At 46.3% G+C, this 21,673-nt stretch carries 24 protein-coding genes; 11 read left to right on the top strand and 13 right to left on the bottom strand.

Annotated features, from left to right (window positions below; all coding sequences use genetic code 11):
• Positions 1 to 2: 2 nt before the first annotated feature.
• Both LBQ00_05145 and LBQ00_05140 read right to left on the bottom strand, forming a co-directional pair.
• Entirely contained in the window at positions 3 to 656 is a 654-nt protein-coding gene (locus LBQ00_05145) for a class I SAM-dependent methyltransferase (protein MDR2018243.1), read from the bottom strand.
• A complete protein-coding gene (locus tag LBQ00_05140; GenBank protein ID MDR2018242.1) occupies positions 643 to 1,476 on the bottom strand; it encodes a DUF3473 domain-containing protein in 834 nt (277 codons plus the stop codon). Before LBQ00_05140 ends, LBQ00_05145 begins: the two co-directional genes overlap by 14 nt.
• 535 nt (positions 1,477 to 2,011) lie before the next feature.
• On the opposite strand from LBQ00_05140, the gene LBQ00_05135 reads away from it, so the two are divergent.
• Both LBQ00_05135 and LBQ00_05130 read left to right on the top strand, forming a co-directional pair.
• Positions 2,012 to 2,350 (top strand): zinc ribbon domain-containing protein, encoded by a 339-nt coding sequence (locus LBQ00_05135; protein ID MDR2018241.1) that lies wholly within the window; start codon positions 2,012 to 2,014, stop codon positions 2,348 to 2,350.
• A 4-nt stretch (positions 2,351 to 2,354) separates the two neighbouring features.
• Positions 2,355 to 2,510, top strand: a complete 156-nt coding sequence (locus LBQ00_05130) for a hypothetical protein (protein MDR2018240.1) — start codon at positions 2,355 to 2,357, stop codon at positions 2,508 to 2,510.
• 132 nt (positions 2,511 to 2,642) lie between these two features.
• Here LBQ00_05130 and cobA read toward each other — a convergent pair whose 3' ends face one another.
• The gene (gene cobA / locus LBQ00_05125; GenBank protein MDR2018239.1) at positions 2,643 to 4,145 is read right to left on the bottom strand and encodes a uroporphyrinogen-III C-methyltransferase; all 1,503 of its coding nucleotides are present in this window, start codon (positions 4,143 to 4,145) and stop codon (positions 2,643 to 2,645) included.
• A 316-nt stretch (positions 4,146 to 4,461) separates the two neighbouring features.
• Between cobA and LBQ00_05120 the strand changes: the two genes are divergently transcribed.
• Positions 4,462 to 4,665 carry a cold-shock protein gene (locus tag LBQ00_05120; GenBank protein MDR2018238.1) on the top strand — a complete coding sequence of 68 codons (204 nt, stop codon included), beginning with the start codon at positions 4,462 to 4,464 and terminating at the stop codon, positions 4,663 to 4,665.
• Between the two features lie 395 nt (positions 4,666 to 5,060).
• On the opposite strand, the gene ruvB is transcribed toward LBQ00_05120, so the two are convergent.
• Genes ruvB through LBQ00_05105 form a run of 3 tightly spaced genes read right to left on the bottom strand, consistent with a single transcriptional unit; the run spans position 5,061 to position 7,206 of the window.
• A complete protein-coding gene (gene ruvB / locus LBQ00_05115; protein MDR2018237.1) occupies positions 5,061 to 6,113 on the bottom strand; it encodes a Holliday junction branch migration DNA helicase RuvB in 1,053 nt (350 codons plus the stop codon).
• Complete coding sequence (locus LBQ00_05110) at positions 6,110 to 6,724, bottom strand: hypothetical protein (GenBank protein ID MDR2018236.1); 615 nt, start codon at positions 6,722 to 6,724, stop codon at positions 6,110 to 6,112. Before LBQ00_05110 ends, ruvB begins: the two co-directional genes overlap by 4 nt.
• Complete coding sequence (locus LBQ00_05105) at positions 6,721 to 7,206, bottom strand: crossover junction endodeoxyribonuclease RuvC (protein MDR2018235.1); 486 nt, start codon at positions 7,204 to 7,206, stop codon at positions 6,721 to 6,723. The genes LBQ00_05110 and LBQ00_05105 overlap by 4 nt, the downstream gene beginning before the upstream one ends.
• Positions 7,207 to 7,401: 195 nt before the next feature.
• On the opposite strand from LBQ00_05105, the gene LBQ00_05100 reads away from it, so the two are divergent.
• The 5 genes from LBQ00_05100 to LBQ00_05080 all read left to right on the top strand — a co-directional run bounded on the left by LBQ00_05100 (position 7,402) and on the right by LBQ00_05080 (position 10,979).
• Positions 7,402 to 7,581 carry a 4Fe-4S binding protein gene (locus tag LBQ00_05100; protein MDR2018234.1) on the top strand — a complete coding sequence of 60 codons (180 nt, stop codon included), beginning with the start codon at positions 7,402 to 7,404 and terminating at the stop codon, positions 7,579 to 7,581.
• Positions 7,581 to 8,111 carry a bifunctional pyr operon transcriptional regulator/uracil phosphoribosyltransferase PyrR gene (gene pyrR / locus LBQ00_05095; GenBank protein ID MDR2018233.1) on the top strand — a complete coding sequence of 177 codons (531 nt, stop codon included), beginning with the start codon at positions 7,581 to 7,583 and terminating at the stop codon, positions 8,109 to 8,111. Before LBQ00_05100 ends, pyrR begins: the two co-directional genes overlap by 1 nt.
• The gene (locus tag LBQ00_05090) at positions 8,111 to 9,034 is read left to right on the top strand and encodes an aspartate carbamoyltransferase catalytic subunit (GenBank protein MDR2018232.1); all 924 of its coding nucleotides are present in this window, start codon (positions 8,111 to 8,113) and stop codon (positions 9,032 to 9,034) included. Before pyrR ends, LBQ00_05090 begins: the two co-directional genes overlap by 1 nt.
• Positions 9,031 to 10,320, top strand: coding sequence for a dihydroorotase (locus LBQ00_05085; GenBank protein ID MDR2018231.1), 1,290 nt, complete (start codon positions 9,031 to 9,033; stop codon positions 10,318 to 10,320). The genes LBQ00_05090 and LBQ00_05085 overlap by 4 nt, the downstream gene beginning before the upstream one ends.
• 206 nt (positions 10,321 to 10,526) lie before the next feature.
• Positions 10,527 to 10,979: a GNAT family N-acetyltransferase gene (locus LBQ00_05080; protein ID MDR2018230.1), complete on the top strand. Its 453-nt coding sequence runs from the start codon at positions 10,527 to 10,529 to the stop codon at positions 10,977 to 10,979.
• Positions 10,980 to 11,378: 399 nt separating this feature from the next.
• Here LBQ00_05080 and LBQ00_05075 read toward each other — a convergent pair whose 3' ends face one another.
• The 3 genes from LBQ00_05075 to def form a co-directional block, all read right to left on the bottom strand.
• The gene (locus tag LBQ00_05075; protein ID MDR2018229.1) at positions 11,379 to 13,079 is read right to left on the bottom strand and encodes a LysM peptidoglycan-binding domain-containing protein; all 1,701 of its coding nucleotides are present in this window, start codon (positions 13,077 to 13,079) and stop codon (positions 11,379 to 11,381) included.
• A 91-nt stretch (positions 13,080 to 13,170) separates the two neighbouring features.
• Entirely contained in the window at positions 13,171 to 14,091 is a 921-nt protein-coding gene (gene fmt, locus LBQ00_05070; protein ID MDR2018228.1) for a methionyl-tRNA formyltransferase, read from the bottom strand.
• A complete protein-coding gene (gene def / locus LBQ00_05065) occupies positions 14,088 to 14,585 on the bottom strand; it encodes a peptide deformylase (protein MDR2018227.1) in 498 nt (165 codons plus the stop codon). The genes fmt and def overlap by 4 nt, the downstream gene beginning before the upstream one ends.
• Before the next feature lie 256 nt (positions 14,586 to 14,841).
• Here def and folK point away from each other — a divergent pair, with 256 nt between their 5' ends.
• From folK to fsa, 3 genes are all read left to right on the top strand, one after another.
• Positions 14,842 to 15,561, top strand: a complete 720-nt coding sequence (gene folK / locus LBQ00_05060) for a 2-amino-4-hydroxy-6-hydroxymethyldihydropteridine diphosphokinase (GenBank protein MDR2018226.1) — start codon at positions 14,842 to 14,844, stop codon at positions 15,559 to 15,561.
• A 65-nt stretch (positions 15,562 to 15,626) separates the two neighbouring features.
• Entirely contained in the window at positions 15,627 to 16,241 is a 615-nt protein-coding gene (locus LBQ00_05055) for a hypothetical protein (GenBank protein ID MDR2018225.1), read from the top strand.
• 639 nt (positions 16,242 to 16,880) lie between these two features.
• Positions 16,881 to 17,525, top strand: a complete 645-nt coding sequence (gene fsa, locus LBQ00_05050) for a fructose-6-phosphate aldolase (GenBank protein ID MDR2018224.1) — start codon at positions 16,881 to 16,883, stop codon at positions 17,523 to 17,525.
• An 87-nt stretch (positions 17,526 to 17,612) separates the two neighbouring features.
• Here the strand turns inward: fsa and LBQ00_05045 are convergent, their stop codons facing one another.
• From LBQ00_05045 to LBQ00_05030, 4 genes are all read right to left on the bottom strand, one after another.
• Positions 17,613 to 18,389, bottom strand: coding sequence for a DUF4115 domain-containing protein (locus LBQ00_05045; protein ID MDR2018223.1), 777 nt, complete (start codon positions 18,387 to 18,389; stop codon positions 17,613 to 17,615).
• Between the two features lie 223 nt (positions 18,390 to 18,612).
• Entirely contained in the window at positions 18,613 to 19,323 is a 711-nt protein-coding gene (locus LBQ00_05040; protein ID MDR2018222.1) for a (2Fe-2S)-binding protein, read from the bottom strand.
• Between the two features lie 10 nt (positions 19,324 to 19,333).
• Complete coding sequence (locus tag LBQ00_05035; GenBank protein ID MDR2018221.1) at positions 19,334 to 21,190, bottom strand: 4Fe-4S binding protein; 1,857 nt, start codon at positions 21,188 to 21,190, stop codon at positions 19,334 to 19,336.
• Positions 21,187 to 21,660, bottom strand: coding sequence for an NAD(P)H-dependent oxidoreductase subunit E (locus LBQ00_05030; protein MDR2018220.1), 474 nt, complete (start codon positions 21,658 to 21,660; stop codon positions 21,187 to 21,189). Before LBQ00_05030 ends, LBQ00_05035 begins: the two co-directional genes overlap by 4 nt.
• Positions 21,661 to 21,673: the final 13 nt, after the last annotated feature.

The raw sequence follows: 21,673 nt of genomic DNA, 5'->3' as shown, positions 1-21,673 counted from the left end.
GACTATACTTCCGCTTTGACAAGATAACCTGCCTTGATGGGAATTATTTCATACTCATTGATCCTGGCGACAGCGCACAACTCGACGATTCGTGACCGGGTATAGAAGAAGACCGGACAATCTTTTGTCGTAAGCCATATTCTTCTGATCGGCATTTGGGGGGTAAACTTTGAGGGGAAAGAAACAATCATCCTGCCGGCGGTGATATTTTTCATCTTCTTGAGGAACGGGACAGGGTCCCTGATATAATCGACAACACCCATGGCAAGGGTTACGTCAAACTTCTCCTTTTTATTGAACCCGCTCATAAAATCGCCACAGATATGGATGATCCGAAGAAGCTTCCCGTCTTGCTTCTTCATTTTTACATAGTTATTAGCCATGCGGATCATTTCCGGAGAATAGTCAATCCCGGTAACCTTCATCCCCCGTTCCGCAAGGGGGATGGTAAACCTCCCTGCTCCGCACCCTATGTCAAAAACGGTTCGGTCGCCCGTACCGCAAAGATCCAATGCAAGGTCAAAACGCTCTCGCATACCTCTCCTGAAGACCACATTTGCGATCCTCGTAATGAGCCCTCCCTTATTGTCATATATGTCGTCGAAATCTTTTGCAGCCCTGGTAAAATAGTCTTTTACTTTCTTATCCTCGTTCATTTTTTATCCATTCCCGTGTTGATATAAATCTGAAATCCCTGGTCAGTTTACGGAACTTTTCTTCCATCGCCGACAACCTGTAGTAGTGATACCACTTCAGGCCCTCAACTCTGGGTTTCCCGGGGTCCAATTCCCATGGATGCATATAACAGACAGCTATATTCCCTTTCCTGTTAAGCTTCCTTAACGCATAGGATAGGAAAAAATATGGGAAAAACCGAAAATAAAAACCGCCGGCAACAGGGATATTTTTCCCTAATATCGGTAATTTATAAACAGATAAGGGGACTTCTGTAAGCCCATGGCCATAGCCATTTTCCTGGGAATTGATCACGTACGGAAATAACGGGGCGTCCGGGATGCCGTAAAGGGGTGTTTTCACTGGAAAAATACTGGAATCATATTCCATCTTTTGCTTCTTGAGGATATCCAAAGCCCACAGCGTCTCCTTCATGACGGTGAATTGCGGCGCCCGATAACCTTTTACCTTTTTCCCCGTGATTCCTTCAAGAATCGCAATCGATTTTTTCACATCTTCTTCGAATTCCCCCGGGGTCTGGTCAGAGACTCTCCGGTGACTGTATCCGTGAGATGCGACTTCGTGCCCTTCGCTGTCTATCTTTGCGATAAGGCCAGGAAACTTCTCCGCCACATGTCCGAGCACAAAAAAAGTGGCCTGGTTCTCTGTCTCTCTGAGAATGGACAATACTTTTTTCGTCGCAGTTTCGACCCTAGGCTCATGTTTTCTCCATTCCACAGGATCAAGATCGCAATACCAGTCTTCCACATCTATCTGAAGAATATTCACCACGGTATTCACCTAAACTCCTCATAAAAATCATGAATCTTGATGCTTGTCAAGTCTTTCGTCATCACCCCCTTTTTTTGGCCATCTATCCCAATATCCTCCCTGATCCCTTATCAGATCAGAGATCAGGGAGAACCTCTCTCGTTTCGTCTATTACGGCGTGTGTCATACGCCTCTGTGAAGGGTGCGACTCTTTGCCGTTTCTATCTCAAGAGGCACATATGACGTGGAAACTAGAGGGTGATCTTCCTCTCTTCAGTGTCTATCTCTCGCCATAGCGACAGACTTATCTTGGCAAGGCAGAACCCCTCATCTCTATCAGAGGAGCAAACGGTGGAGGGATTTGCTAGTTGATGGATTGCGGTTCACTTCATGTTTATGAAGCTTATCGCTCCCATATCGCAAAATCCATTCAAAGAAATGCCGGTCATTTCTTGGCCTGGAAGCATGCTTCGCTGCCAAAACCAAAATCCCTACAAGCTAAACTTGACGAAACCCATTTGATAGGGCTATACTATTAGCGAAGCGATTTCTTGGAGGTAGTAGTATGCCAATTTACGAATATGAATGCACTGGTTGTGGTAAGACCTTTGAAATATTCCAGAAAATAGGAGACGATCCTTTGACAGAGTGCCGAGAGTGCGGGGCGGTGCTCAACAAATTAGTTTCCCAATGTTCGTTTCATTTAAAGGGTACCGGATGGTACGTAACAGATTACAAGAAGCCGATAGACACGGTGGGGGGCGCAAAATACAAGGAAACAAAGGAAGATGTGACCTCTGAGACAAAAACAGAGACGAAGTCAGAGGCGCCAGTTGAGACAAAAACAGAGACGAAGTCAGAGGCAACAACCGAGACTAAAAGTGCCGGTCAGGCTGGGGGTTAATTAAATGAAGTCAGGAGACAAAGTAAAATTCTCTTTTGCAAAAAAAGAAATGGAAGGGACCGTTCAGAGCGTATTTTCAAAAACTGTCTATATCAAGGCAGACTTCCCTAACGACAAAGAGAAGACAATCAAGAGAAAAATAAAGGACGTAAAGGCGTAAAATTTTCCAGCAACCAATTTCCTCTTGGGACTGCAGGTGTCGAGAATGATGTCGCTTAGGTGCTCTGATGACCGCAAGGTCCAGACCGTTGCTTTGTGACGGGAACACACCTAAACGATCTTTAAGGTTGTCTTATGTGCTTTTTTCGGCCATTTGTCGGCTCACTGTTTCTACAATAGCGTCGACAAGACCCTTGATATCATATCGGGAAGCCTCAATATCCACCCTCACCTGATGCTTCGTCAGTGTTTCCGTAGTGATGGGCCCTATGGAGGCAACGGATGTCGTTTCAAACATCTCCTTACCGAAGAGGGTGATAAAATTTTCCACCGTTGAGGCGCTTGTAAACGTCACAATGTCAGGCTTCTCGGCAGGCAACTCGGTGTTGTCCGGAAGTGTCGTCCTGTAAACGGGGATTACATCGCATAGACCGCCATGATCACTTATAAATTTTGCTATCACGTTGCGGGCCTGTTCCGCCCTCGGCAACAAGAATCGTCGCCCTTTTACTTTTCCTTCTAATACTTCGATAATCCCTTCTGAAGTAAACTTTTTCGGGATAAAATCCGGCATTAATCCCTTTGATTCTAAAAATTCAGCTGTAGCCGTCCCTATTGGCAGCACTTTTACTCCAGCCAAAGACCTAGCGTCCATCCCTTGAGCGAATAGTGCGTCAAAAAATATGGATGCGCCGTTCACACTCGTAAAGATTATACAAAAGTATTTACTGATCCTGTCTATCGCCTCCCTGAGCCGGTCGTTAGGTTTGATAGGAACTATGTTTATGGTGGCAATATAAAGTGCTTCAGCTCCCCTTTCAGTAAGTAATTCGCCGAGCTTCATCGACTGATGAGGCGCCCGGGTAACGGCGATCTTCTTTCCAAAAAGAGGTTTTTTCTCGAACCATTTAAGTTTTTCCCTGAGAGTCACCACATCTCCCACCACGATGATGCCCGGGGGTTTAATGTTGGCCTTGCTCGCCAGCGCATCAATGTCTTTCAATGGCCCCGTCACTACCCGTTGCTGTGGCATGGTGCCCCACTGTATGACGCAGGCGGGGGTATCGGCAGCCCTGCCTTCTTCAATCAACCTCTCTTTTATCTCTTTCAGATGCTTTATTCCCATGAGGAATACGATAGTATCAACCCCGAGCGCAAGCTCATGCCATTTGATAGTTGAGCCTGCCTTTGTTTCGTCCTCATGCCCTGTCACGAAGGCAACCGTGGAGGCATATTCTCTGTGAGTCAAAGGTACACCAGCATAGGAAGGTACGGATATCGCTGACGTAACACCAGGGACAATTTCAAATTCAATTCCCAGGTCGGCTAAATAAACTGCTTCTTCTCCTCCCCTGCCGAACACATAGGGGTCCCCCCCCTTAAGCCGCACTACAATCTCTTTTTCGCGAGCTTTCCTCGCAAGCAAATCATTAATCTCACCTTGTGACATCGCGTGCCTGGAAGCCTGCTTCCCCACATAGATAAGCTCCACGCCCTTTCCTGCAAACCCAAGGAGGCTATCATTCGCCAAGTAGTCATATATGATGGAATCAGCACGACGTATCAGTTCCATTCCTTTGACGGTAATAAGTTTCGGATCACCAGGGCCGGCCCCAACTAAAAATATTTTTCCCATAATCGCCTGTTTCTGTTATGCCTTTAACTTAAGGATAGTCAGCATCCTCCACATTATACGTGGAAAAGATCTTTCACTCAAATAATAATTGAACCAGAACAATATTCAGCAAAGTCGAATAGACGCTGATTCTCCGATCATGTATACATTTCTAAGCCGAAAAACTGTTGATATACGCCTCTTTGGCGTGTTCAGAAAATGTTTGAAATAATTTTTTATTTCTCAAGATTTCACTTGACACATCTTTTTCAATGAGAATAAATATTAAATCAAAGTATAACTGTTTTAATATTACACAATGAAAGGGGTTCGTGGTATGCCAGTAGGTAAAGTTAAATGGTTCAACGATTCGAAGGGGTATGGCTTTATTGAACAAGACAACGGAGAGGACGTCTTTGTGCATTTTTCTGCAATTAAACAGGATGGATTTAAGACGTTAAAAACCGGGGAACGCGTTGACTTTGAAGTAGTCAAAGGTCCGAAAGGCCCACAGGCCGCAAATGTGGTGAAGTCGGAATAAAAGAAAGGAATCGGGCTATCCCTCTCCTTTCTTTTCTCTCGCAATCCTTATTCGCCCTGCTCCAAACCTGATCATGATCTGATATTCCCCATAATATACAAAATATTACAGAGAGGGAATCAATAAATGCCACGCAGAAACGATGATCAGGAAATGAACTTCCCCGCCGCAAGGCGGGGTATCCCGAGGTTTACAATAGACTATTAGGCAGCGTCCCAAGAGGCGGGGAATTAGACCCGTAGAGATTCAAAAAGGGAATATAATTTGATACTAGAAGACGACATAACAAATAAAGAGGGCGTCAGGTTAAATGGGAAAGGCCGATTAAGATAGCCCACCGGCCAGTTTTTCGATTGACGGCTTAAAATCACCCTCGCTATCGACTTCAGGCGGGCTTATTTATCGAACAGTCCTGACGAAACATGGGAGCTCTTATAAGGGATTCCAAGATGAGAGAAAGCCATTGGAGAAGCCCTTCTCCCTTGGGACGTTCTGATAACAAAGCCTGTTTTTAGCAAATAGGGCTCCACCACCTCAAGAAGCACGTCTGACTCAAGCTGCAGTGTAGCCGCCAGCGCCTCAATACCCACAGGCCCTCCATTGTAATTGACTATGATGGTAGTAAGCAGTCTTCGGTCGATTTCTCCGAGGCCATATCCATCAATCCCTTCAAGGAACAGCGCTTCCACTGCGATCTTTCCCGTGATCTTCCCGTCCGCCCTTACCTGAGCGTAATCACGTACCCGCTTGAGCAGCTTGTTGGCCACCCGCGGAGTACCCCTCGCCCTTCTCGCCGTTTCATAAGCCCCATCCTCATTTATAGGCACATTAAGTATCACGGCAGATCGCTTTATAATCTTTATAAGATCGGCTTCGGTATAAAAATCAAGGTCTCTTGTAATGCCGAACCGCTCTCTGAGGGGAGATGAGAGAAGCCCAGATCTTGTTGTCGCGCCGATGAGAGTAAAATGTTCGAGTCTGTACCTGTGAGTCCTCGCGTGAACACCCTTATCGAAGATAAAATCGACCGCAAAGTCTTCCATGGCAGGATATAGGAATTCTTCCACTACCTTCGGCATCCTGTGAATCTCATCAATAAAGAACACATCGCCTCTCTCCATATGAGTGAGCAACCCCATCAGATCGCCGCCCTTCTCAAGCGCAGGCCCGGAAGACATTATGATCCTCGTACCCATCTCATTGGCGATGATGTGAGCAAGCGTGGTCTTTCCTAATCCAGGCGGCCCGTTAAAAAGAATGTGTTCCAACGGCTCTTTTCGTTGTTTCGCCGCCTCGACTGCTATCTTGAGGGTCTCGACTACCTTGTCCTGTCCTACATATTCGGAGAGTATGGATGGCCTCAAAGAAACGCTGTTCTCATCATCTAATGTGCGGCTCTCCTCTGTCTGCTTTAACAAGGCATTAACGTCGGTCTCTTCGTTTATCATTTTCTCTGACCCCGATAAACCTCTTCAAACAATCCTTCTGAAGATGAAATATCTGGACTCCTTTTCATTGCCTCGTCGATCATCTTTCTTGCTTCCAGTACTTTGTGGCCCAACTGAGTGATTAATACGTATTCCACTTCCTTTCTGAAATCCTCCGTCTCTCCCGGAGGAATCTCGACCTCTGGTATCATTGCATATTTTGCAACTTTCCCACGTAAAGTCGCTACAATTTTCTCGGCTTTCCTTTCGCCTATACCTTTCAGCTGCCTCAGGGCTTTTATATCCTTCTCTTCTATCCAGTGCGCTATTTCCCTAACCGACCTCGCGAGAGCTCTTATAGCGGCGGAAGGCCCTATGTCCTCCACCGAAATAAACAGCTCAAAGAACTCCTTGTCTAACTCGTTCTTGAAGCCAACAAGAACAGGTTTTGGTTGACGCTCCGTTTGATTGAACGAAATATGAAGGCTAATGGGACTGTCAAGTTTAGCGGTCCTCCTCACCTCAAGCATGACATAAGCCGGAACCAGCACATCGTAACCTATCCCGTTCACGAGCAGTATGAGCCTGTCTTCGTAAATATTTTTAAGTTTTCCTTCGAGATACGCTATCATCCGACACGCTCTGGAGAAGTCCTGTACAACGCGGTAAGAGCCACAGCCAAGGCATCCGCAGCATGAAAGGACTTGATGCCATCCACTTTAAGCGCAGCTTGGACCGTCCTTTTTACCTGGCTTTTATCGGCACTGCCGCATCCTACGAGGGCATTTTTTATCTCTTTCGGCGTTATCTCTTTCATTGTCAGGTTGTTCTGAACCACGCAAAGATATATGATACCAACAACACCACCCAGCACAATGCCCGCCCTCGGATACTTCACCAAGGAGAATACATTTTCAACCGCTACAAGATCAGGCCGCACCGCTTTCACCAAGTGATTGAGATCGGAATAGATACTGAACAGCCTCTGCGACATGGCATCCGCGGTTGATGTCTTTATGTAGCCACACCTCAAAAGACGCGGTTCCGGACCATTGCAGGCAATCGCGCCAAAACCCGTACTGGCTAGCCCAGGATCAATGCCAAGTATCACCATGGCAACGGTCCATAAATCATATTCGGTTTGTTTGTTTCGCTCACTATCTTGCCCGAATTTTATTCATCATCATATCAGGAATAGCCGCTCCTTGTAAACTACAAAGAACCTCGTGTAAATCGTGATACAGCATGGCTCTTCCATTTTTCTTGATTGATTTTTTTTCTTGTACCCATTATTATAGTAACAAGGTAAATGAGACCCTACATTTCCCAAGAGTTATGTAAAAAATGTCTGGAATGTGTTGAAATTTGTCCTTACGAAGTATTTGTTTTCCAGGATGAAGATGTCGTGGCGGCAAACTCCGAGGACTGTATAGAGTGTGCGTCATGTGTGGATATGTGTCCTGATAATGCAATCAGGATGGATGACTGATGAAGACCAAAGCCCTGCTTGACAAGAAAGCTCTTGAAAGAACCATCAACAGGATTACTCATGAAATAATTGAAAAGAACCAGGGATGCGGATCGCTGAGCCTTATAGGAATACGGACAAGGGGGGTTCATCTGGCGAGCAGGATCAGAGATAAAGTGCTTGAAGTGGAAAAGACATCCCTTCCAGTCGGTGTGCTTGATATAACCATGTACAGGGACGACATCTTCAAGCTTAAGACGCCAATCCTGAAGAAGACCGAGATACCTTTCAACGTGAACGACATGACACTCGTCTTGGTGGACGACGTTATTCATACCGGGCGAACTATAAGAGCGGCCATAGACGCCATTATGGACCTTGGGAGACCCAATAAGATCCATCTCGCTGTTCTTGTGGACCGGGGTCAAAGAGAGCTCCCCATTCACCCTGATTACGTGGGGGTCTTTTACGCCGTTGGCCCCGGCGAAGAGGTCCTCGTCAGGCTTCGTGAGGTGGACAGCAAAGATGAAGTAGTGCTGGTGAGGTCGTAGTGAATTTGAGGAAAAAAGATCTCCTAGGAATTAATAGCCTCACAAAAGATGAGATCATGGCTATTCTCGACACAGCCGAGTCGTTCAAGGACGTATCGAGAAGAGAGATAAAGAAAGTGCCTACCCTTCGCGGCAAGACGGTCATAACACTTTTCTATGAGGCAAGCACGAGAACCCGCACTTCCTTTGAGATCGCAGCAAAGAGACTCAGCGCGGATACAATCAATATTACGGCCAGCACCAGCAGCTACGTCAAGGGTGAGACTCTTAAGGATACGGCTAAAAATCTGGAGTCCATGAAGCCGGATGTGATCATTATCCGGCACAATATGCCCGGCGCACCTCATATGCTGTCAAGAATAGTCGAGTCTTCGGTGATAAATGGGGGCGACGGCTCCCATGAACACCCCACTCAGGCCCTCCTTGATCTTTTCACTATTAGGGAGAAAAAACGTCGGCTGGACGGGCTCAATGTAACAATTGTCGGAGACATAGCCCACAGCAGGGTGGCGCGCTCCAACATATTTGCCTTAAAGTATTTCGACACAAATATTACCTGCTCGGGTCCACCCACAATGATTCCGCCCCATATTGAGACCTTGGGCGTCAACGTTGAATACGATTTGGAAAAAGCCGTAAAGAATGCAGATGTAATCATGATGTTGCGTATACAAAAAGAACGAGGCGGCATCTCTTATATTCCGTCCATCAAGGAATATTCCACCCTCTTCGGTCTTAAGCAGTCCTATCTCAAAAAGGCAAAAAAAGATGTAATTATTATGCACCCCGGTCCCATGAATAGAGGAGTGGAAATTACCGATGAAGTGGCCGACGGTCCTTACTCTGTGATCTTTGAGCAGGTCGAGAACGGCGTAGCCGTAAGGATGGCAATCCTCTATCTTCTTACGGGAGGCGAAACATGAAAATCCTCCTAAAGCAAGGCAGAGTTATTGATCCGGCTCAGGACCTGGATTCAGTAATGGATGTCTTCATTAACGGAAATGTAATCGAAAAGATCGACCGCAAGATTTCCGCAGCCAAGGATGATATTCAGGTCATAGACGCAAGCAATTACATTGTTGCTCCTGGGCTTATTGATGTCCATGCCCATCTTAGGGAACCAGGTTATGAGTACAAAGAGACAATAAAAACCGGTACTGCAGCGGCAATAAAGGGCGGCTACACCACCATAGTGTGCATGGCAAATACAAACCCGGTGAACGACAACAGAAGCGTTACCGAAGCGATAGTGGAAAAAGCAAAATCTGAGGGCGTCTGCAGGGTCTTCTCGTGCGGGTCTATTACCAAAGACCTCAAGGGGGAAGAGCTTTCCGAGATCGGAGACATGTACGCCGCAGGTATTGTCGCCATATCGGATGACGGCAGATCCGTCAGGAATGCGGCATTACTCAGGAAGGCAATGGAGTATATAAAGCTCTTCGGCATACCAGTAATATCTCACTGTGAAGATGAAGACCTCTCCAGAGGGTTTGTACACGAAGGAATCGCATCTCTTTTGTCGGGAATTGATGCGGTGCCGTCAATCGCCGAAGAAATTATCGTTCAGAGAGATATAGCCATAGGTGCGTACACCGGTTCACATATTCACCTGACCCACATATCGACTGCAGGGAGCGTGAAGGCGATCAGCCACTTCAAAAAGTTGTACGGGAAGATCACATGTGATACCTGTCCTCATTACTTTTCGCTCACCGATGAGGCGACTCTTACTTTTGACACAAACACGAAAGTTAATCCTCCTCTGAGGTCCCGTGCTGATATGGAAGCTATTAAAGAAGGGCTGAGAAACGGAAGCATTGATATCATCGCTACAGACCACGCACCCCATGAGCTGACCTCAAAGGATGTGGAGTATAATCTCGCCTCTTCGGGTATATCTGGCCTGGAGACCGCATTTTCTTTGTCCCTGTCGCTTGTCCATGAGGGTATCCTTTCAATGAAAGAGCTTCTCTGCAAGCTCACGGTAAACCCTGCAAAGATGCTCCGCCTCCCCTACGGCGAAATTTCCCCTGGTAAGCACGCGGACCTGATTGTCTTTGACCCGGACAAAGAATGGACCGTCGACCCTGCCAGCTTTATTTCTAAAGGGAAGAATACTCCCTTTGGCGGCTGGAAACTGAAGGGGAAAAATCTCCTAACTATCGTGGACGGTGCAGTTGTGTACAAAGATAATGAGTTTAGAAGATAGACTGTGGGGGAGCACACATCAATGAGCGTGGCGAGGTAAGTCCGGGGGCGTCGTCTTTTGACGCGAGTTCGTTAATTATCGTGATTTATCGAGGATAGTTTCCGTTTAAAATCAGAGCGTTATTGAAAAATTTCTTTAGCTTTCAACGCTTTGACTTGCTGCATGCCGTATAGTATGTTAAAAAGAACAATTGAGGTGGGATGGATATGAGCAGTTTTTCTGAAAAATTTAGTGTACGTTATATGACAAAAGATGACCTCGACGCCATTGTCGAGTTAGATACCAAAGTCCTTGGGGAGACTCGTCGCGATTACTGGATCACGAAGATTATCCAACAGGCAGAGTCAAGACCCTACGACGCATCTCTTGTCTCTGAGATTGACGGGAAAGTAGTCGGCTTCATACTTGGGGAAGTAAGCGGCTGGGAATTTAAAGTCCCCAATAATATCGGATGGATTGATACCATAGGTATCGACCCGGACTACCAGAACAGAGGCATCGCAAAAGTACTTGCGAACTTGCTGATAACCAATATCAAGAGCTACGGTGTGGATACACTTTACACACTTGTTAACTGGAACGACTGGGACCTGCTCCAATTTTTCCATGCCATGGGATTCTCCAGGGGCGACATGATCAACTTGGTGCTGAAGGTTTAATACACCCTCATCCTCTTTCTATTTTCCCAGACAGACACTCGTAAGTCTACCGATACTTGGTCTGCGCCGACATTCTCGTATTTGGATAAATTGGATCTTTTTCGCTACCCCGGCGAATCCAAGAAAAATGTTCTTTCCAAGCCGGACACCACGAGCCCGATTTCTTGTAAGATTTCGCAAATACTTGATTCCGGACAGGACCGAATGACGCCGATGCCTCAGATTCTTTCCCATTCTCTATACGGCGAGCAATACCGTTCGGGGAGGATGGTTGTGGCATTCCTTGCGACAGATAGACTACGACTGTCCGTTACCCGCGGGTAGCGGTCTGACCGAACTTCAGTTGAAATATGACAAAGTGTGTCTAACCAAAAACAAATCGGACACAGGCAGGGGAGATTACCCTTCGGCAACGATCCTGAGGCGCATTTTCGGATGGACTTTGCTGGTCTTGAGGTTATTCGTGGACCTAAGGGTGGCCACACTAACCCGATACTTATTGGCGATTTGGGCAAGAGTTTCTCCTTTCTTGACGGTATGAACCCTTACCGACCTCGGCGCTTCGATTTTTTTATAACTTTGGTGGCCTGCAAGCATGAGCTTCATATTGGGATAGACTGTCTCGTCTCTTAGCTTGTTAACCGATTTCAAGCTGGCCATCTCAACCCCGTATTTGGATGAGATCCCGGAGAGGGTCTCCCCTTTCTTGACGATGTGATATATTTTTGTTTTTGCCTGAACCAGCTCGCCGCGATTCCTTGTCTTTTCCGGCTTGGCGTTTTTCTTGAGTCGGACGGTTGCTTTCAAAACCTTTACCATCTCGGTCTCGGAGCGTTCCTTAGCTATCGTTGTAGATGCAACCATAACATTATGAGTGCTCGCGGAGTCCAAAAATTTCGGAATATTCAAGGCCATCCCTGTTTTCACCATTGGCTTGCCGTCACAGTTATTGACCATACATATCTCATCTTCCTGTACACCATATCTCTTCATTATCTTTGCAATGGTATCTTTTTTCTTGACTTTGTATACAACTACATCCCTTATCTTCCTCTCTCTGTCTGATCTGTCCTCAACGGCTTTGGAAACCAAGGCAACATTTGCCGACGCTCGCAGTTTGATCGTATAATCATCGGTATAAGGAGGGGTTATTCCTCTCAATATCTCGGGGTTCAACGATTTCAGTTCCGTCAGTTCCATAGAGCTTGCCTTGGCAATCATACTGAGAGGCGTAGCCCTAGGGACCTTTATCTCCACGAATCTCACGGGTTCCTCGTAAGTAATTCCTCCAAAACCGAATCGCTCAGGGTCTTTAGCAATAATCGAAGCTGCTATCAGTTTAGGGATGTACTCTCGTGTTTCTCTCGGGAGGGCGTTATATTTTGCCAGTTCCCAGAAATCGCTGGTGTTGTGTTTTTCTATGGCCCTCTCAACTCTTTTTTCACCTGCATTGTAGCCTGCGGCGGCAAGATACCAGCAGCCGAATTGATTAAAGAGGTCCGTCAAATATTTGGCGGCGGCGATGGTCGATTTCTCTGGGTCTCTTCTTTCATCTATCCAGAAGTTCGCCTTGAGGCCATATCTCCCGCCAGTCTCATATATGAACTGCCAAGGTCCACAAGCCTTTGCGGAAGAATACGCTTTAGGGTTAAAACCGCTTTCTATCATGGCAAGATACACTAGATCTTCCGGCAACCCATGCTCTTTTAATATCATTTTAATCATCGGGACATAACGGCGCGATCTTCTAAGCCAGTTCGCAAAAACTTTCTTTTTTTCCGTAGTAAAATAGCCTACATAATACCTGACTGCATCATTAAACACGATGGGCAAGTCAAAATCCTTAAAACCATCATTTTCGAGAAGGGAAACGATATCGTCGTCATCGGTAATCCCGGCTTCTATCTTCTCTTCTTTATTTACCTCCGGAACTACTGGCGATGGCGCCGCTTCTGTATTTGCAGGATTCTTCTTATCTTTAGGTTGATAAGCTTCGTGGCTCGGCACAGAGAGAGACCTCGCACCATGGCCTACCTTATCGGTACTGGAACATGAAATAAGAATAAATAGGATCGTGAAAGCCGCTGCGATTGTTTTCATTTTTCCTTTTATTATAGCAAAAATTGTACCATCTTGAATTGATAATAAAGCTAATCTCTTGCATTGTCAATAAAAACAACAGACATTGTTCCTATCCCAGTCTTTTTCCGACAAGCGACCTATAGCCTTGCGCAAACTGGTACGCCTTGATCCGCTTTCTGCTTTCAAGCTGAACCTCGGTGATCAACAAGGTCCCATTGGGTGTATCCACCACGATACCCTCTTTTGTGACCCCTGAAATGAGACCCGCCTCCCCGCTTTTTTCCTGGTCGCATACCGTTGAGCTGAATACTTTGAGCACTACCTCGTCGAGATAGGTGTATGCCGTTGGCCAAAACACGAGAGCCTTTACCTGCCTGCTTACTTCAAGCGCTCCGATGCTCCAGTCTATCTTCCCCATCTCCTTTGTGATAATGGGTGTATAGGTGGCCTCCCGTTCATCCTGTGCTGTACCTTTTCCGATTTTGTCCTCGCTCAGATTTTCTATGAAACGAGGCAGTATCTCGCCAGACCTTGAAGCGAGTCTTTCTGAGAGCGTAACCATGTTATCCTCTGCATGGATAGTCATGGGTTCCTGATACAGTAGGTCGCCCTGGTCCATCTTTTCGTTCATCCGGATGAAGGTAATCCCCGTCTCTCCTTCTCCGTTCCATAGCACCCACTGGATCGGAGAAGGACCACGGTATTTGGGAAGCAAGGATGGATGAATATTCACCGGACCTATAGAAGGTATTTTTAGCGCCCATCTCGGTATAATAAGACCAAATGATGCGACCACCAAAAAATCTGGTCTATACCGTTCGAGTTGGTGAGCCGCCTCATCCCTGAAGGAATCAAGTTCTATGACGGGAATATCCATTTCTGCGGCTACCGCCTTCACTTCGTTACCTTCGATCCGGTATCCTCTTCCCTTTGGTTTTGCCTTACGGGTCACTATACAAGAGACAACAGGAAGAATTGATTTGAGCGGAGGCACGGAGAAAGCAGATGAACCGAAGTAGATTATTTTCACTTCTTGATTCTCATGTACTTTTTTTTGAAGAACTCCTTCTTTAATGGGCTCAAATGATCGATAAACAGGATTCCATTTAAATGATCAATTTCGTGCTGCAGGGCTCTTGCCAGTTGATCTTCGCAGTCAATCTCAATCATTTTGCCTTTAACATTGAGGGCCCTGACCCGGACTTTTTTTGCTCTTTTTACAAATTCGTAGAATTTGGGCAGACTGAGGCATCCCTCTTCAACAGCATCCTCCGACTCTGTGAGAAGGATTTCCGGATTAATTAATGCGATAGGGTCGTGCTTTTTATTCATGATTCGATCTACTGTGATCATTCTCATGCTCACACCCACTTGGTTGGCCGCAAGGCCAATCCCGTTGGCCAGTTGCATTGTCTCTATCATGTCCTCGGACAACCGGACGATCTCATCGGTAATTCCATCTACCAGGACCGCAACCTCCCTAAGAGCCGGATCAGGATAGATTTTGATTTCTTTCAGCGCCATACTTCCTATATTTTAAAAGAAATTCCACTTCCCGTCAACCGATCAATGGGGGATTAAGTTAAAAAAATATACCTTATCAAGAGATAGTAATCACGCGAATTTTCAGATGTTTTAGTGATTGACTATTTCAATTTGTACATGATACTTTATACTTATGTCAGGCCTTGAATTCTATAAGTTTGTCATGATATTTGTCAATGTTTCCCTTATATTCGATGCCGATAAAGTCTAGGAGATATGAGAGACTCCCGGCAAGATGATCAAAGGCTTCAGGAAAATCACGCGGGAGCCGGAAGAAAAAGATATCTTTCCACCGAAAAATATCGGCAAAAACAAAGAACAACCCTCCTTAAGTACCGTGGATAACGACAAAATTAAGTTAGAAAAAGAAATACGCGATAGCGTGTCAAACAACATAAAAATAAACGGTGTATTTATAGGGATCGGATCCAACATGGACAATCGGGTTCAGTATTGCGCGGAAAGCATCAGGCGGATCCAGGATGACGGAAGAACCAAGTTCCTCGCCGTCTCATCTTTGTACGTCACATCGCCGGTATCTCCGGTACCGCAAGAAGACTTCGTCAATTGTGCCCTTGAGCTTGGATGGAACGGTTCGCCTAAGGGTCTTCTTTCATTCCTGAACGGCATAGAGCATGACATGGGAAGAGTCCGACTGGTCGCAAAGGGTCCGAGGGTGATAGACCTTGATATTCTCCTGTTCGGGGATCTGGTCTTTTCAACCCCTGCACTGACTATACCTCATCCTCAACTCCTGAAGAGAAAGTTTGCCCTTCTGCCGTGCCTTGAGATAAATCCATCACTAGTGCACCCGCTATACAAAAAACCTCTTTCCTCTTTTCTGAAAGAGATCGACAAAACTCAGAAGATATCCCCTTACCTGCCGGCGGTGCAGGTAAACAGACTGATCACACAGTATTCCAATCGCCGGAGGATCGATGGAAAACCATTATAGTTGCACTGCAAGCGTATATAGGTCCCAGGATTTTCGAAAAATGGAAGAAAAATATATGATCGAAGATGATGCTATTCATGTTTGCTCCGAGCTTGACTCCAGGCAGACCGATCCTGACGATAAATATAATTTTAACAAAAAATATAAACAACCCGGATCCTGACGATAAAGAGATGAAAGTAACGCCGCCGGATGTAATTGCCATGCTGTGGTTTGACCCAAAAGCGGGAGAATGTTTAGGCAAAAGAAAGATATACACGGAGGAATATCTCAGGGCTAGATATGGAAGCACCTATTCCATGCCTCTTATTGGCAAAACAAGGGAAACAAGTACGCCTTTCGCCAACATTGAGAATGACGGGCACTATCCTGGAAGAGACGGCTTTGGCGCAGTAACAGGAACTAAATTCATAAAAGCTGCTACAGCAAACGAAAAAGGCAGAGCACTGGCCCTAGACAGAGAAACATCTGTGCTTTCCATCGACACTAATGGATTCGACGAGATGTTCAATTCAGCGGACGTTACCGCACAGATAAAAAACTTGGAGCATCCGGTGTATGACCTCCTACAGAGACATATGTATATGGAAATGCCCTCGGCTATGCAACATCAAACAGAGGCGATTACATGCATAAGGGCTATTTTTTGGGAACGAGATACTGGGTGCGCTTATCCATAGCTATGGATAAGCGAATCTGGGAAAAGGGCCGAAAAAAGACAGACTCCCGAGGCTGTTTTACTGAAATCATCTTCAGCGACCTCCTCGCCGGGTATTGCCCTGTTGAGGACTTAGATGAGTCAGGAACCGAAGCCTAAAAGACTGAACAAATTGGGGTCTGCATAATAACAAACGGGTTCGAATGGTGTCACTGTTCGAAGAATCAGCCGTTCTGTCGTTCATTAATATGACCGGGATGTATTTTGCGAGGCCTCATAAGCTCTCTACTTCGAAAACATGAGCATGAAGACAGAGCGACAGAATGTTTAACTAGAAAGGCTTCCGTTCTGGACGGCTTGAACGGACGGACATAATCAATATGGACATCAAAAAAGCCTATACCCATGGATTCCAGGGGGCCAAGGTTGTATCTTTTCAAAAGGTATCCATGGTTAGGCCTTGAAAGAACCATCGACTCGGAGGAGAGGCAGCACGGACGGCGAAGTGAGCACATGATGGATTATTAAGATCGTCCTTATGAGGGGTCACAGCAACCTCACTCATGGTGACATATTTGAGGTATATCTATCTGTGCCACGCTGGGGAAAGGAAAAAGATAGAAGGCACACTGACAAATACGAAAAACATTAGGAGGAATACATGAAATTCTTTATTGACACTGCTAGCACGGAAGAGATTAAAAAAGGGATAGAGATGGGCCTTGTGAATGGCGTCACAACCAATCCGTCTCTGCTCTCTAAGGAGAAGCAGAGCCCGGAAGAGACCATCAAGGAGATATTGTCCCTGGTACAGGGTCCGGTGAGTCTTGAGGTAATATCAACGGATTCGCAAGGAATGTGTGAGGAGGCGCGGCGGCTCGCCCAGCTTGGACAAAACGTGGTCATAAAGATTCCCATGACTCAGGAGGGAATTAAAGCGGTCCATGTTCTCTCTCATGAAGGCATCAGGACGAACGTAACCCTCATATTTCAGCCGGTTCAGTCGCTGATTGCGGCAAAGGCCGGTGCGGACTACGTAAGTCCTTTTATTGGGAGGCTAGACGATATATCGTCCCGAGGAATGGAGATCGTGGAAGACACTCTCAATATATTTTCAAACTACGGATTCGAAACGGAAATTATCGTGGCGAGCGTCAGAAGCCCTCTCCACGTGTTGCAGGCTGCCACGATAGGCGCAGATGTGGCAACAATACCATTCAATGTCATGAAGCAGCTCATTAATCACCCTCTGACGGACATAGGGCTTGAGAGGTTTTTGAAGGACTGGGATAACATAAAAAAGTAAGCCGATAAAAAGGAAGGAGCGAGGCAACCGACGGACGGCTCACCTCGCTCCTATAATACTATCAAACAAACGTGAAGTGATCATCATTCAGGAAAGATCTATTCTCTTGACTTCACCGCTTTTTCCTGTAAATTCTACATCTTTACCATTAAGAATAAGTCTTACCCCTCCCGCATTGCCAATAAGCAAACCGAACTGCTCCTTGGCATTCAACACAACAATCTCGTGAGGGCTGAGCATAAACTCCTTCTTCTCGGCTCTGTCAATCACTGCACTTATCCATGTTCTTTCATGGCAGGTTATCATGAGCCTCTTTGCCTCCGACATGGCAGACAAACTGCTATTCTCTTCCAAGTTCCCTTTTTCCGAAACAGTGCTCACTTCGGATACGGGGCGGACCGTAGACATTTCTTTTTGGGTATGGACAGTTTCAGTAATCTGCTCGACTACCTCGGTTTTTGAGACAACGGTCTTTTCTTTTTCCAGCCTACCGTATACAAAGAAACAGAGCACAACAATGGCCAAGGAGATAAGACAGGCGGTCTTCACTCTTGACCTCTTGGAAAGAGGACTGGTTTTCTGGCTCCTGGCAGACAGCTCTACGATATCAATGACCTTCTCTTCTTCCACTGGATCTTCGAGAAGGAACGCTATGTCGTCGTATGTATTGAGAATACTCCCATACTTTTTTATAAATCCTCTTACGTAGACTTCGTGAGGGAGCGGTCCCCAATCACCGGTTTCAATAGCCTTTATGAGAGTCCTCCTGAGGCAGAGAATATCGGAAATCTGCGCCACGGAAAGACCTTTCTCCTCTCTTCGTGTCCGTAGAATCCCTCCGATCTTTGCAAGGTCAATACTCATAATGTCCCTCCGTTTTACGGCAGACGGCAGTCACTCGCGTGTTTGTTCCGTCCTTCATCAACTGCCAACCGTCTATTGTCTTAAATTGACATTCGCGCTGAAAGAATGCGCCACACACAATATATATAATTACAAAGCTATATGACCAGTCCGTGATGTTCATCATCTATTCCGAAATATATTTTACCCCTCATAAAAAACCTTTTCAATAAAAACCCGACACCTACCTGCAGTCCTGACAAACCGTGAGACGATCCAGAGCCGTCCCGGATTTTTGCGCAATAAACTCCAGTTGCGCCAGTGGCGCATGATATCTTCCGCATCTCGGGCACTTGGTCAGTTCAAACCGTCTGTTCCATATTGTCCTTATTCCGTTTCGGTCCTCCATATAGATATGGCCCGTGGGACACACGGCCATGCATGCCCCGCATCCGATGCATACATTGGACGGCCCATCAAAAGGTGTCGTCACTTTTTTATGCGGTCCCTTTCCACTGAGACTGATCGCGGTTACTCCCACCACTGTTTCACACGTTTTCACACAGGAATTGCACAATATACATTTCCCTTTATCATTGTCCCTCGTATACCGCGTATCGATTACTCCGTATTCCCGCGCGAAATAGCGGATCACCTCCGATGCGGGGTTCCTAGCGAGAAAAAGTTCAAGCACGGTTCGTCGTATGAGTTGAATCTCAGGCGTCTCCGTCGACACTTCAATACCGCTTTCAGCCATATAGAGGCACGAAGCGATAATTCTCTTCCGTTTCCTCTTTTTTACTTCAACCATGCAAAGCCTGCACCTACCGTCTGAGCCAAGGATCTCATGGTGGCATAAGGTCGGAATAACAAAACCTTCCCGCCGCGCCACGTCAAGGATAGTCTCTCCATCGTTTGCCCTTGTATGACGGCCGTTTATTTTAAATTCAATCACTGGACCACCCTTATGAAATTTTTACAGCACCAAAACGGCACACATCAAAACAGGTGCCGCATTTTGTACATAGTGACTGATCAATACCGTGTATCTCTTTTTTTTCGCTGGAAATACAATCCACAGGACATTCGACTGCACATCTCATACAACCCGTACATCTTTCAGGGAGAATACTCACGGTTATGAGATTCTTACATACACCGGCCGGACATTTCTTTTCCTGTACGTGGGTCCTGTATTCCTCTCGGAAAAATTTGATGGTGGAAAGGACAGGATTAGGAGCGCTCTGCCCAAGACCACATAGAGAGCTGAGCTGAATCGCCTTTCCCAGCTCTTCAAGGTGCTCAATATCACCCATAGAACCATCACCGCGACAGATACGGTCCACAATTTCATGCATCCTTCTGACCCCCTCCCGGCAAGGCGTACATTTCCCGCATGACTCCTCAATAAGGAATTTCAGAAAGTAGCGAGCCACATCTACCATACAATTCCTCTCATCCATGACGATCATTCCACCGGACCCCATCATGGAACCCAGTTTCGTAAGCGAATCAAAGTCCACCGGTATTTCGAGAAATTCCTCGGGGATGCACCCTCCGGACGGTCCCCCTGTCTGGACAGCCTTGAACTTCTTGTCCCCTTGTATCCCCCCTCCCAGATTAAAAATGATCTCTCGGAGACTTACCCCCATGGGAACTTCTATGAGGCCGGTATTTTTCACCTTGCCCACGAGGGAGAACACTTTTGTTCCCTTGCTTCTATCAGAGCCTATGGATTGAAACCATTCCCATCCTCTATCAATTATGTAAGGTACATTCGACCATGTTTCCACGTTGTTGATGTTTGTCGGTTTACCCCACAGCCCTTTCTCGGTCGTATGGATATATTTTGCACGCGGTTCCCCTGATTTCCCTTCAATCGAAGATATAAGGGCCGTCGATTCGCCGCAGACAAACGCTCCGCCGCCTCTGAATATGCTGATATCGAAATCAAATCCAGAATTCATAATACTTCTTCCCAAAAAACCGTGGTGCCTCGCCTCATCAATTGCTTTTGACAACCTGTAGACTGCGAGAGGATATTCATCCCTCACATAGATGAAGCCATGGTTGGAGCCTATCGCGAAACCGCCTATGATCATCCCTTCAAGGATTCCATGGGGATTTCCTTCCATGAGAGACCTATCCATAAAAGCCCCAGGATCACCCTCATCACCATTGGCAACCACGTATTTGGGCAATCCCTGAGCCTGCCTGCAGGAACGCCATTTAAAGCCTGTCAAAAAACCGCCTCCTCCTCTTCCCCGCAAACCTGATTTTTCAATCAAGTCCACAATCTCCATGGGATTCATCTGAAGCGCTTTATGAAGCGACTTGTAGCCGCCATATCCCACATACTCTTCAATGTTTTCTGGATCAATTACCCCATTAAGACTCAGGACAATTCTTGTCTGACCGGAATAGAACGGGATGTCAAAGGACGACATGTACCTCTTTGTTTTGTCATCACCTTTGTAAAGCAACTCATCCTCGATTTTATCTTCATTGATTGTGGCTAGCAGAGCGGCGATGTCCCTCTCGATATTTCTTTTCCCCACGTTCTGGTACAGTATCTCATCATCACCGAAAACCACAATCGGTCCTCTCTCGCAAAGTCCGTGGCATCCTGTTTTTTTGACAAGTATTTGTTTTGACGAAAGGCCTCTTTTTGACAGCACTCTCTGCAGTTCATCATATACGGTGAGGGCTCCCGAGGAAATGCAACCGGTTCCGCAACAGATCTTTACTATTTTGTCATAGCCCGAGATTGCTTTCCTATAATCTGCTCCTATGGCATAGAGGCGCTCACGAGAGGCCATCATAGTTCTTCTCCATCATGAAATTCACGGATTATTTTCTTCGCATTCGCCGGGGTTGTCTTGCCGAAGTCCTTCTCTTCTACCCTCACAAGGGGTGCGAGCGCACATGCGCCAAGGCAATTGACGGTCTCTAATGTAAAAAGTCCGTTTTCCGTAGTATCACCCGTTTGTACGTTCAATTCCCGTTCAAAAGTCTCCAGAATCCCGGGGCCTCCTCTCAGATGGCACGCAGTACCGAGACAGACATGTATCGTATGCCTGCCTCTCGGTTTCAGCGATAAGGTCTTGTAAAATGTGACAACTTCATACGCTTTTGCAAGAGGGATACGCAGTTGCCCGCAAAGGTATCTCACAGCTTCTTCAGGCACATACCTGTATTCCCTTTGGATATCCTGAAGCATGGCAAGCAGATACGATCTGTCGCCATCATACTTGTCAATTATTACACTAAGTTTCCCTTCATCTGCCTCCATAAAACCCTCGCCT

This window comes from Syntrophobacterales bacterium (assembly GCA_031274925.1).
GTDB lineage: Bacteria > Desulfobacterota > Syntrophorhabdia > Syntrophorhabdales > Syntrophorhabdaceae > PNOM01.
This window is presented reverse-complemented; position numbering and strand designations above follow the sequence as displayed.